Annotated in this window: 11 protein-coding genes; 7 read left to right on the top strand and 4 right to left on the bottom strand. The window is 61.8% G+C overall.

The features are described from left to right. Positions 1-497: 497 nt before the first annotated feature. From hisD to VW23_RS15405, 4 genes are all read left to right on the top strand, one after another. Positions 498-1,811, top strand: a complete 1,314-nt coding sequence (hisD, locus tag VW23_RS15420; RefSeq protein WP_069910435.1) for a histidinol dehydrogenase — start codon at positions 498-500, stop codon at positions 1,809-1,811. 441 nt (positions 1,812-2,252) lie between these two features. Beyond that, on the top strand, positions 2,253-3,599 hold the full coding sequence (locus tag VW23_RS15415; protein WP_069910434.1) for an RDD family protein: 1,347 nt from the start codon (positions 2,253-2,255) through the stop codon (positions 3,597-3,599). Further along, positions 3,596-3,886 carry a hypothetical protein gene (locus VW23_RS15410; RefSeq protein ID WP_069910433.1) on the top strand — a complete coding sequence of 97 codons (291 nt, stop codon included), beginning with the start codon at positions 3,596-3,598 and terminating at the stop codon, positions 3,884-3,886. The genes VW23_RS15415 and VW23_RS15410 overlap by 4 nt, the downstream gene beginning before the upstream one ends. 367 nt (positions 3,887-4,253) lie before the next feature. Then, entirely contained in the window at positions 4,254-4,709 is a 456-nt protein-coding gene (locus VW23_RS15405) for a PH domain-containing protein (protein WP_069910432.1), read from the top strand. A 23-nt stretch (positions 4,710-4,732) separates the two neighbouring features. Here the strand turns inward: VW23_RS15405 and VW23_RS28280 are convergent, their stop codons facing one another. Then, positions 4,733-5,125: a thermonuclease family protein gene (locus VW23_RS28280; RefSeq protein ID WP_201788057.1), complete on the bottom strand. Its 393-nt coding sequence runs from the start codon at positions 5,123-5,125 to the stop codon at positions 4,733-4,735. Positions 5,126-5,303: 178 nt separating this feature from the next. Beyond that, positions 5,304-6,470, bottom strand: a complete 1,167-nt coding sequence (locus tag VW23_RS15395) for a DUF4268 domain-containing protein (RefSeq protein WP_069910431.1) — start codon at positions 6,468-6,470, stop codon at positions 5,304-5,306. Between the two features lie 525 nt (positions 6,471-6,995). Here VW23_RS15395 and VW23_RS15390 point away from each other — a divergent pair. After that, positions 6,996-7,271 (top strand): hypothetical protein, encoded by a 276-nt coding sequence (locus VW23_RS15390; RefSeq protein ID WP_201788056.1) that lies wholly within the window; start codon positions 6,996-6,998, stop codon positions 7,269-7,271. After that, complete coding sequence (locus VW23_RS15385; protein WP_069910430.1) at positions 7,268-8,920, top strand: N-6 DNA methylase; 1,653 nt, start codon at positions 7,268-7,270, stop codon at positions 8,918-8,920. The genes VW23_RS15390 and VW23_RS15385 overlap by 4 nt, the downstream gene beginning before the upstream one ends. On the opposite strand, the gene VW23_RS15380 is transcribed toward VW23_RS15385, so the two are convergent. Then, on the bottom strand, positions 8,917-10,086 hold the full coding sequence (locus tag VW23_RS15380; protein WP_069910429.1) for a phospholipase D family protein: 1,170 nt from the start codon (positions 10,084-10,086) through the stop codon (positions 8,917-8,919). The two genes, VW23_RS15385 and VW23_RS15380, sit on opposite strands and share 4 nt — an antisense overlap. A gap of 713 nt (positions 10,087-10,799) precedes the next feature. Beyond that, on the bottom strand, positions 10,800-11,198 hold the full coding sequence (locus tag VW23_RS28620; protein WP_069910427.1) for a hypothetical protein: 399 nt from the start codon (positions 11,196-11,198) through the stop codon (positions 10,800-10,802). 166 nt (positions 11,199-11,364) lie between these two features. Between VW23_RS28620 and VW23_RS15365 the strand changes: the two genes are divergently transcribed. Next, positions 11,365-11,613, top strand: coding sequence for a hypothetical protein (locus VW23_RS15365; protein ID WP_055884243.1), 249 nt, complete (start codon positions 11,365-11,367; stop codon positions 11,611-11,613). Positions 11,614-11,750 lie beyond the last annotated feature (137 nt).

Raw genomic sequence — 11,750 nt, 5'->3', positions numbered from 1 at the left:
GATGAGGCCAAAGGCCTCACCCCGGGGGGACCGCCGAAGGCGGTGGAGGGGGCGGCAGGATGCGCCGGTGTTTTGGCCGCCCCCACCACCAGCTTCGCTGGTCCCCCCACGGTGAGGGCCTTAGCCCTCATCCGGACCCCGCTACGCGGTGGAGGACGACGGTGAGCCCGGTGCCCGTTCATATGCGATAGCCCCTGCCCGTGGCCGGGAACAGGCAGCCCCGGCTGCGCCGGCGATACCGTCACGCGTGCCTCATGATTGAGATGGGAAGGCAGCGCGGCGGGCCCGCGTGTGGCCCAGCGGAACCAATGCGTAACAGCGCCCTGCACCTCCGCAGCCGGCGTTCGCCTAAGCGCCAGCTGGCTTCCTGCATCCGGATGCAAGAATGCTGTTGCATCCGGATGCAGTAGCGTTGCGCCGACCATTCGGAGACGGCAAACCGGCCGGAAACCGGGGCTTGCCAGACAAAGAGGACTTAATATCGTGAAGGACTTGGGATGATCCGCTACCTGAAGACCGCGGCAGCTGCCGCCACCACCGCCGAGGCCGACCGCCAGGTGCGCAGCACCGTCGAAACCATCATCGAGAGCATCATCAAGCGCGGCGACGACGCCGTGCACGAGCTGTCGCAGCGCTTCGACAACTATGATCGCACCGATTTCCGGCTCTCCGAGAGCGAGATCGCCGATTGCGTCGCCGCCGTCGGCGAGGAGGCGCTCGACGATATCCGCTTCGCCCAGACCCAGGTGCGCAACTTCGCCCAGCACCAGCGCGCCGCGCTCACCGATATCGAGGTGGAAACGCTGCCCGGCATCGTGCTCGGCCACAAGAACATCCCGGTCAACGCCGTCGGCTGCTACGTGCCGGGCGGCAAATACCCGCTGCTCGCCTCGGCCCACATGTCGGTGGTCACGGCGCGGGTCGCGGGCGTCAAGCGCATCATCACCGCCGCCCCGCCCTTCGAGGGCCGGCCGGCCCAGGCCATCGTCGCCGCCCAGCACCTGGCCGGCGCCGACGAGATCTATTGCCTCGGCGGCGTGCAGGCCGTCGCGGCGATGGCGCTCGGCACCGCCAGCATCGGCAAGGTCGATATGATCGTCGGGCCCGGCAACGCCTATGTCGCCGAAGCCAAGCGCCAGCTGTTCGGCACCATCGGCATCGACCTGCCCGCCGGCCCCACCGAAACGCTTGTTATCGCCGATGACAGCGTCGATGCCGAGCTCTGCGCCACGGACCTGCTCGGCCAGGCCGAGCACGGCCCGACCTCGCCGGCCATCCTCCTCACCAATTCCGAACCCCTCGCCCGCGCCACCATCGCGGCGGTGGAGCACCTCCTCACCATCCTCCCCACCGCTGCCATCGCCGCCCGCTCCTGGGCCGATTTCGGCCAGGTGATCGTCTGCGACACGCTCGAGGAAATGCTGGCCACCGCTGACGCCATCGCCTCGGAGCACGTGCAGGTGATGACCGCGGACCCCGACTGGTTCCTCGAGCGGATGACCAATTACGGCGCCCTGTTCCTCGGCCCCCGCACCAATGTGGCCTTCGGCGACAAGGTGATCGGCACCAACCACACCCTCCCCACCAAGGGCGCGGCGCGCTTCACCGGCGGGCTGTGGGTGGGCAAGTTTTTGAAGACCGTCACCTACCAGCGCGTCCTCACCAACGAAGCCTCGGCGATGATCGGCGAATATTGCTCCCGCCTCTGCCTGCTCGAAGGCTTTGCCGGCCACGCCGAACAAGCCAACATCCGCGTCCGCCGCTATGGCGGCCGCAATGTGCCGTACGCGGAGGCTGCCAGCCGGAGGTGATGGGCTGGGGCAAGGTCGGGAAGCCTCGCCTTCAGCCGGCCTCATCCTAAGAGCCACGGGCCGCGGAGTGAGTGCCTTCTCCCCTTGTGGGAGAAGGTGCCCGAAGGGCGGATGAGGGGTCCGCGCAACGCAGTGTAGCGCGCTTGGAGCGCAAGCGACGAGCGACCACAGCGCGCGTGAGAACCGCTACATCCCCGCCGTGGCGAAAGACCAGCGAGGCCGTCCGCCCTGCTCTACCCCACCCCACCGGCGTCATCCCCGCGAAGGCGGGGACCCAGTGGGATGCTACAGCCTGCACCGGCGTTTGCCGGATCGCACGGGGTTCCCGCCTGCGCGGGAATGACACCTGTCGCCGCAACGCGACGGAACAAACCGGCAACAAACTGATGACAGCCGCCGCGGGACCATGTAACCATTCCCACCAATTGGGGGGAATTCATAATGGCTTGGTACTATTCCGCCGACGATGCACCTGTCGGCCCGCATTCCGCGGACGAGATCGAAAACCTGTTCGTCACCGGCCAGCTGACGGCGGAGACGTTAGTGTGGCGCAAAGGATTGGCCGAATGGATTCCGCTCGCCGATACTGACGAGTTCGTCCACCTCGTAGATGACGCGCTGCCGCCGGCTTTGCCTGTTGCCCGGCAGCAAGCAACGGCTGCGGACCTGGACGGCGAAGTGCTGGTCGCCGATCGCCTTGGCGACTATCGCCCGGGCAGCGATCGAGCCGACGACGACGATGACGATGACGATGATGCCGGCCACTCGGGGTTTTCCACGGCCCACGTGGCTCCGGTTCTCGCCGGGCCATGGAGCCGCTATTTCGCCCGCTCGATCGACATATCGATCATCGCCACGGTGCTGCTGACCGGCTTTTACTGGGTGCTGCCGGCGGTGAACCTGCAGCTCTATCTCCAGCTCTACTTCGTCGATATCCGCGCCCTGGTCATCCTCGCCATGCCGGTGACGCTGCTCGTCAACGCCATCATCATCACGCTCACCGGCAATTCGCTGGGCAAGGCCATTTTCGGCATCCGCGCCGAACCCGTCGATGGCCGCGCCCGCTTCGGTTTCGGCGGCAACCTGATGCGCGAGGTCCGCGTCTGGGCCCAGGGCCTGGCGCTGGGCATTCCGCTGCTCAACCTCTTCACCATGATACCGGCCTACCGCGCCGTGCTGCGCGGCGCCCCGGCGCCCTATGACACCGGGCTCGCCACCGTGCGCGCCTACTCCCAAAGCCGCCTGCGCCGCACCCTGGGCATCCTGTTCGGCCTCGCGCTCTACGTGGCCATCACCGCGATCAACGCGGTGGACAAGCGCGCCATCGACGCCCTCGCCCTGCCCAGCGCCTGGACCAACCCCATCACCGAGGTCGGCGTCACCATCCCGCCAGGCTGGGAGTATGAGGCGATCCCAACCGCCAGCGGCACGGTATACGGCTTCACCAATATGAAGACCGGCGTCGGGGCCATCCTCAGTGGCGAGACCCTGCCGGCAGGCGTCGACATGGCGAACTACACCGCCGCCACGTCGCAGAGTCTGGCGCCCCTCACCACGCTCGGCGCCTGGACGGCGTCAGGCACCCCTGAAATCTGGATGGCCAGCGGCCAGATGACTAAGGGCAGTTACCCGAGCACCGTCTACCTCGCCGAGAACGGCGCCCAAAACGGCGCCCAGGTCTGGCGCGTGCTCTACTTCGACCAGCTCACGACCACGCCGCGGGTGATCGTCGAACCGGAAATGACCGCCGCGCTGTTCAAAAGTGCGGGGATCGTTGTTGTGCCATGAACGACGCCGAACTCGCGCGAGGCATCGAAGCCCTGGTCGTCGAAGCGACCCGCGACACGCCCCGCCTGACTCCGCAGCAGGTTGCTGCTCTTGCCGCCGCCAAGCGGCGAGAGGCTGCGGACGCCATGTATCGCCGTGTCCCCGGCCTCTACCGGGCCGTGACAGATGTCGTCGAGCGGTTCGAACGAAAGCAGCGGCATCGCCGGGCGCGTCGCGTTGCCGGGTTGGTGTGGCTGCTGATGGCCTTGCTCATTGCGGCCAAGATCATGGAACGGGCGGTGAGCTGATGCCCGGCGCACCGGGGCAACCCGGCTCAGGCACGTCAACCATCCATCCCACGGCGCTGGCGTGGGTATCGGGCCGGTACCGGCCCGGCTCCCGGCCTCCCACGCAGCGGCCAACGGGCCGCGCGCCCACCGACTGCCGGCGTCAATCTATGCGTTGACGCGGCTGCAGCATGCGTCAACCTTTTGGTTGACGTCGACCAACCCGCGCTCGCCACCTTCATGAACCCAACGGCATCCGACTTGCCCTTCCGCGCGGAATGAGGAACAGGACGTAGCATCGCCGAAAAGCCCGGCGAACCCTGAGTCGAGCACCTAGACAAGCACGGCGCGTGGGGGATGGGCGTCGATAGCGGAAGGTGCCTCTGAGATGGGCTATGTCGAAAGCGTGCTGAAACCCGATGAGCAGGTGCTGGCCATCGGCCGTATGCACTGGATTGTCTATCTGCGCGGCCTGATCCTTACCGTCATCGGGCTGATCCTGATCCTCGCCCCGGTCGGCCCTGGCATCAGCACCGCCTTTGCCATCGTCGGCGCGATCGTCATGCTGTTCGGCCTCTGGAGCCTCGCCGGCGCCTGGATCGAGCAGATGACCACCGAAATCGCCGTCACCACCCGCCGCGTCATCCAGAAACGCGGCCTGATCCGCCGGCAGACCGGCGAGATGAACATGGAAAAGGTCGAGTCGGTCATCGTCGACCAATCCATCCTCGGGCGCGTTCTGGGCTACGGCTCGATCGTGGTGCGGGGGACCGGCTCGGGGATCGAGGGATTGCATTTCATCGCGGACCCGATCGCGCTCAGGAGTTCGATTGTCGTCCAGTAGGGGGACGAGCCGCGGCTGGGGCGCTATTCGGGCATTGACCGGGAGTTAGGTGGCATCCTTCCGCGCTGCCGCGCTTCCGCCCGCCAGAGCCTGCGCCTCGCGTCGGGCGGCTCCAAATGTTGGTACTTTCCGCCCGAGAACTTGGGCCAATCCAGAGCCAGCCCCGCGCTGACCAGCTCGGCGGCCAAGTCACGACCGTCCGGCAGGAAGCACTCGGCCACGACGCGGTCATAGGATAGCTCGGGCCTGATCCGGGCTGTTATCGTCTGGCCCTTGCAGAGTTGCACCAGCGCCCATTTCGACCGCTGCCCCCAGGGGTGGTCAAGTTCGGGCGCGTCTATCCCCGCAAGCCGAAGCCGGATGTTGTCGATCACAATGGTGTCGCCATCGATCACCCAGCATTTGCCACGCAGCAAGGTTCCCGCTTGGGGCAGAGCTGGGCGCTCAAGCACCACCAACTGCGGTTCTATTCGCCGGCCAAACGTGAACGGTCGTTGCGGCTGCGTATTTGTCCCAACAACGCGCAGGCGGCCTCGCCCGCCAAACAATCGAACCAATAGTCGCAAGAGTCTCATTGCCGCCCCCTCGGAGACCTCAGCTATCTGGCTCCTGGAGCTCAGCGACAAGTTCAGTTCCCGATTGTCTGGCCTTGAGTTCCGGCGCAATTGTCCGAAGGGGATCCCGCATCGCCCGTTCCATCCTGACCATGGCGTCCGCCATGAACTCGATCATCCGGGGCCATTCGGTCGGGTCGTAAATGTTCGTTTCGATCTCAGCTTTGATCCGACTGGCGCGTCGGTGGTCAAGCCGCTCCCAATCCAACTTCCCGCCGAACGCCGCCTGCATTGTTTCGCGACGGTCGTGGAGCCAGTCGAAAACATACTTGTTCTCCTCCTGCTCACCCCGGTCGATATAGAGTTCGGCGCGTCCATATCGCCCGGCCGCGGAAAAATTGAACCCAATCCCTCGGACCCCCGACCCCGCACCGATCCAAGTGGCGGTGCCCGGTGAGATATTGCGATATAGCTCCGAGCGCCCCTGCATGGCCTTGAGCAGCTCGGTCCAGAATTCCCGACGTACCGAATGGCGGTGTGCATCAGCCGAAGTTGTCTGGACCTCGTCCTGGGCCTTGTCGGCGAGGCCAATCACGAACTCCTGCGTGTCCTTCACCGGGATGATCTGCTCGACGTTAAGGAATAGCTCATCCCCCATCGACCAAGGCGTTACCTTGAAACATTGAACCTGCAGGCGGAAGTTCATCAGCCAGATAACCGTCGACGTGACTTCCTTTCGGAAATTCGCCGCTATCAGCATGATGCGCTGTGTAAGCCCACGGTTCAGCGTCACCTCCGCCAAATCGCCGACCTCAAGGAAGTCGGCGATCAGCTCGGCTGCAACGCCCGCCTGGCCCGTCCTTTGGAGATGCTCCTGATAGATGGAGCAGATGCTCTCAGTTTTCAGGCTGGCGCAGTACGAAGCGTACTTCAATGCCTGCCAGGTCACATCGCGGCCAGTATCATCGAGCTTGTTCTCGATGATCACCAGACGGCCCTCCTTGTCGAGGGCCAGCAGGTCGAGCCGCTCCTGGGTATCGGAAAAACCAGCGAACTCCTTCTGGATGATCAGCAGCTCCTCACCCAGGCAAGAGGGATACTTGGCGATCCACTCCTGAAGATGAGACCGCTCCCGAAGGCCGAGCTCCGAAAAGGTGCGAGCCGCTAGCGGCTGGATCGAGTTTGCTATTCGATCGACACGGAACATGGCGCCCCCTTGCGTCAGGCGACAGTAGTTACCAACGTTCCTGCTCCGATCACAATCACAGAGATTTCTTGGTGAAAATCTCGCCGGATCGGAACTATAGCACGCCGCCTAATGCACGGTGCGCGTCCCTGTCAATGAGTTAGTAAGCTTCGGCAACCACATGGCAATTCCACGCGCAAATGACTTCAGGGTATAGTGCCCAATACGGAAATCTGCGGCGAAGTTGATTCTTGGGCCACGGGAACTTCGCATGCAAGGTAACTCGACGGGCCAGAGAACCTTCTTCGCGGGTTCACGGTGAATAACTACGGCCCCCAACCTCCCGCCATGCAGCAGTCTGCCTCTTGGCGTGGCCGCCTCCTGAATATGCGTATGTCGATAGACTCGTGCTATGTGGAATGACTCCTGGGGTACACGCTTTCACCTAAGAGCCGCCCGAGCTTGTCCTAGTCAGCCTGCAACCCACCGGAATTCGAGTCATGCTGGCTGTCGTGGTCACGTGTGCGAACCTTGGGGATCTCGTGATTGAAATCGCCGCAGGAAAGCTTGGCAATGTCGCAGGTTTCTGTCACGTTATGTAACATAGGTAACATGAGGATAGCTGTAGTGCCCAAGGGGGATTCTGGCCGGGTAGTGATTGAGGTCGACCCCGGCCTCAAGCGCCGCCTCTACAGCGCACTTGCCATTGAAGGGTCGACACTGAAGGACTGGTTTATCACCGCGGCTGGAACCTATGTGAAAGAGCGCGAGCAGCCAAGTCTGCCGGAAATCGACAACAAAAAGACGGACCACCGGCAATGAACTTTATGAAGAACGAGACCGCCCAAAAGTTGCGAGGGGGGTATTATACGCCACCCGATCTGGCAGGTTTCCTGGCGAAATGGGTCAAGGAGATCAGCCCCAAGCGCGTTCTTGAGCCGAGCTGCGGCGACGGCGTATTCTTTGAAGCTATGTCGAAGGTCAAAGGGTTTCAGAAGGCAGACGTGGTTGGCTTCGAGCTCGACAAAACCGAAGCTCGTAAGGCACATGGCCGGGCCCGCGAGGTTGGTCTGAAGTCAGCAGAGGTTCGCGCAGAAGACTTCCTCCAGTGGGCTATTATCCATCTCGACGATGCTTCGAGCCAATTTGATGCCGTCCTCGGCAATCCACCATTCGTTCGGTATCAGTATCTCCCCGAACCCTTCCAGCATTGCGCAGAAGAGATCTTCGCGGAGCTGGGCCTTCCCTTTACAAAGCATACGAATGCTTGGGTCCCCTTCATCCTGGCGTCCATGGCCAAGCTGCGCCCGGGTGGACGGCTGGCAATGGTGGTCCCCGCCGAGATCATTCACGTGACTCACGCGCAGTCGCTACGATCTTACCTCGGCCGCGAATGCAGCCGGTTGGTTATCATTGACCCTGAAGAGCTTTGGTTCAGCGATACGCTTCAGGGCGCCGTTATCCTTATGGCGCAGAAGAAGACCTATGCAGGTGAGAAAGCCGAAGGCCTCGGCATGTATCCGGTGAAGGGACGTGAATTCCTTACACTGGAGCCGTCAGAGGTTTTCGAGGCGCCCCAGTCAATCAATGGCAAGACCGTTGCGGGAAAGTGGACGCGCGCTCTGCTTGGAGCAGATACCCGAGCACTATTCGATGAGATTGGCGAGCACAAAGAAGTGCATCGCTTCGCAGATATCGCTAAAGTTGACGTTGGTATTGTTACCGGGGCCAACAAATTCTTCCTTGTGTCGGATGAGACCGTTGAGCACTTCGGACTCAGCAAGTGGGCTCACCCCATGTTCGGCCGCAGTGAACATTGTCCTGGCATCATCTACGATGAGCGTCAGCACCAGGCTAACGCTGCTAAGGGCAACCCCACCAACTTCCTATGGTTCAAGGAAACTGACGGGAAGGTAGACGCTGCTGCTCGCGCCTATATCGACACGGGCGAAATCAAGGAGTTGCACACGCGCTATAAGTGCCGCGTGCGGTCCCCTTGGTACACAGTGCCGTCCGTCTACTCGACCGAAGTGGGAATGCTAAAGCGTTCGCATGATACACCGCGCCTCATCCACAATCGCATCGGTGCCTATACGACCGATACCGCGTACCGCATCCGCACACGGGAAGGGGATGCTGAGAAGTTGGTCGGCTGCTTCATCAATCCACTTACTGCCTTGAGTGCCGAGCTTGAAGGGCGGCACTACGGCGGCGGCGTGCTCGAACTAATACCCTCAGAAATCGAACGCTTGCTCGTTCCTCTTCCGAAGGGCACACACGTGGACCTCTCTAAGCTAGACACCTCTATTCGCGAACAATCGACCCACCAATTTCTCAGCACACAGGGCAAGGTGGTGCTAGGCGCATTGGGCCTTTCCAAAGCCAAGCAAGAGAACATCCTCGAGGGCTGGAGAAAGCTGCGCGATAGACGACATCGCTCGTCCAGCGAGCCGCTGCCCGAAGACGCCTAGTCGATTTCGAGCACGAACTTCGTCGGGTCCGCGTTGTCACGGTACAACGCAAGCGTGCGACCAATAAGGTCGTCGTGAGCGACATATGCGGCAGTGGCCCCCCAGCTCAACCTGAACATGGCGTTGTGCTGAAGGTACGTCCTGCTCGTTGTGCTGGTGGTATGGCGGATAGCCAAGTCAAATTCGCCGTAGCTAATGCCCTTCAGGACGAGCTGAAATTTGGCGTAAGCCTCGTCGACGGCAGCCGTTCGGGCCGACCAAGCTAACGCCGTGAAAACATCGTCCCTGAAATAGTGCCGATGGTCTACATCCTCGGGCAGCAAGCCCTTGTCGAGGTTGATGGAGCCCGTCTTGTTGGTGTTCGCGCCATCAGGAATATTGAGGTCCCTGCGGGTAAGTGGAGTACTTTCCCATACCAATTCCAGATCGACACCGGGCGCTATCGGGGCGGGAGCCTTTGCCAATTTGGCTCCAGGTTGCTTTTTGCCAGCAGCCTTCGCCTTCCTAAGAGGCCTGCGGAGGGGCTGAACCTTGAGCTTGATGCGAGGGACAGAGTCCCCTGCCCCTGTGCCCGAACCTCTGGACGACGGACGCGGCGGCGGCAGTGCCATCTCGTCGACCAATCGCCCGGCCGCCAGCCATTCATCAAGTTGGGAAGATTTCGTGACCTTCAAGATATGGTCCGGGTATTCTGCAGGTAGCACGTCGAGCTCCTTCTCGATTGCAGCAACCACCTTCTTGTCATCAACGTCAGACAGGTCAAATTCGATTAGAAGGCCAGCCTCGATGTTATTGTTCAGACCGCCGAGCGTAAGATTAGCGCTGCCTATGACGAGACGGGCAACTTTGGCTCCTCGCACCAGGTAGAGCTTGGGGTGGAAAACGACGCTTCGTGCGCCTGTGTCGACAGCGTATAGGGTACCTCCCAGACCGAACAACCGCACGAGCCCTTGGTGCGATGAAATGTCGTTGCGAATACCGCCGTAGGCGGTCAGCACTTTTGCATAAGGCTTGAGCCGCGGCTCAATCTGATGAACACCGCTATCACTGATAAAGGCAACGCTTAGAACGACGCGTTGGATATCAGCAACTTCGAATAGCTCTCGGATTGCGTCACCATGAGTTCTCGCCGTGAACCCTTGTAGGATAAATTCTTTGGAGGCCAATGGCTTACCACCCTCAATATGGCTCGTGACTGCTTGTGTCAGAATCGGCAGAACTCGAACAGCCTAGGTAGGTGGTCGGCGAGCAACAATTGATTACACGTTCCCTTCCCCAAAAATTGGGTGTTTCGGGATGTCACCACCCCTAGGCAGTGTACACCAAGCCACACAGCGCACGAGGAATACGCCGATCCTCCACTTCGCGCCGCATCTCGATGAGCGCCCGCCGCCTTGTCTCGCCGGGAAACTTCGTTTTCCAGTGGGGCCAGCAGTTAAGGTCGGTCTTCCTTCTCTTCTTGGTGACGGCCAAGGCGGTGGCGGCGGCAGACAGAGTGTCAAATGAGCGTCCGTTCACAACGAGTCGGCCGTTCATGAACTGCTCTTCATATACTTGCGTCCCTCGGAGATATTCCGTTCTGGCAAGAGGCCCATGGGACACCCACCCTCGGTCCACGGAACTCCTCCGCCCTCAATGGGAGATTTCGCCATTTTGAGCTCCGGCGTTGGGATCTTCAAAAACCGCCTTAGAGCCAAATAAGGGGCCTAGTCGAAGCCGCGACGTTCAGCCTCAATGAGCCTATGGATGTCCCAGTGGATTTCTATCCTTTTCAAGTACTCACCTCCGGTGTTGACTTCCATAAGGAGAACTTTACTCCGTCGAGCAGTTGAAGGAGTAACTGGTACCGTCAAGCCGACCTGCCCATTGCGAGCGCCCCTCAAGCCACCTCTGCCAGCTCCTCCGCCCCCTGCCCCTCCCCCTCCGCCAACAGCGCCAGCGCCACCTCGTGCTGGTTGCGGCACCAGCGCTCCACCCGTTCCCGCGCCTTCGCCACCGCGAGATCATCCGCCACATACTCCACCCGCCGCACTAGCCGGCGGTCGGCGGCGGTTTTGCGGGGGGCGCTGATCGAGAGGGGGACGCCGAAGGTTGCCGGGTCGTCGTCGACCGTGACATCCCAGACTTCGCGGGTGACGGGGCGGACACTCATCGAACAGATCGAGGTGATGCCGGCGGTGATGAGGAGGTCGAGGGCGGTGGTTTTGAGGCCGAGGGCCGTGCGGATGGTTTCGGCGGCGATCGGGTAAGAGCCGCGCTCGATCAGGTAGGAGGTCATTGCCAGCTCCAGGTGTGATGGCATGACGATGCATTAATGCATAATCATCGTCAAGCGATGCCATGCACGAATGCACATCACGCTCTAGTCACGAGACCTACTCGACTCCGTCGCGGAGCTGGTGTTTGAATGTGAACAAAAGGTGAACTTTAGAGGATTGCGGGGGATGGTGACGTATTACGTCGTGCAGGGGTTCGTGGCGGGGAAGAACGGCTATCCGATCCCCGAGGAAAGCCGCGAGGTGCCCAATGCGCGCTATGCCCGGGCGCTGTGCGAGCGGCTGATGGCCGACCGCATGGCGGCGGTGGCGTTCTCGCGCAGCGGCGACCCGGCGACCGGGGAGTGGCAGGATGCGGAGATCATCTGCCGGCTGGGGGCGGTGTCGGATGAGTTGCTGGCTGAGGCGGCGGCTTGAGGGGGGCGCGGGGGCATTAGGGCTCCGCGCCCCGCTCTCTGGCGAAAACTAAGGACTTACCTGCGCTAAGCCCAAGTTTTCGCTTTCTCCCCCGCCAAGGGGGAGAGGCCTGACTGAGGCCTTCGGGGATGTTGAAG

The organism is Devosia insulae DS-56 (assembly GCF_000970465.2).
GTDB classification, from domain to species: domain Bacteria; phylum Pseudomonadota; class Alphaproteobacteria; order Rhizobiales; family Devosiaceae; genus Devosia_A; species Devosia_A insulae.
The sequence above is the reverse complement of the archived record's forward strand: the minus strand, read 5'-3'. Positions and strand labels throughout refer to the sequence as shown.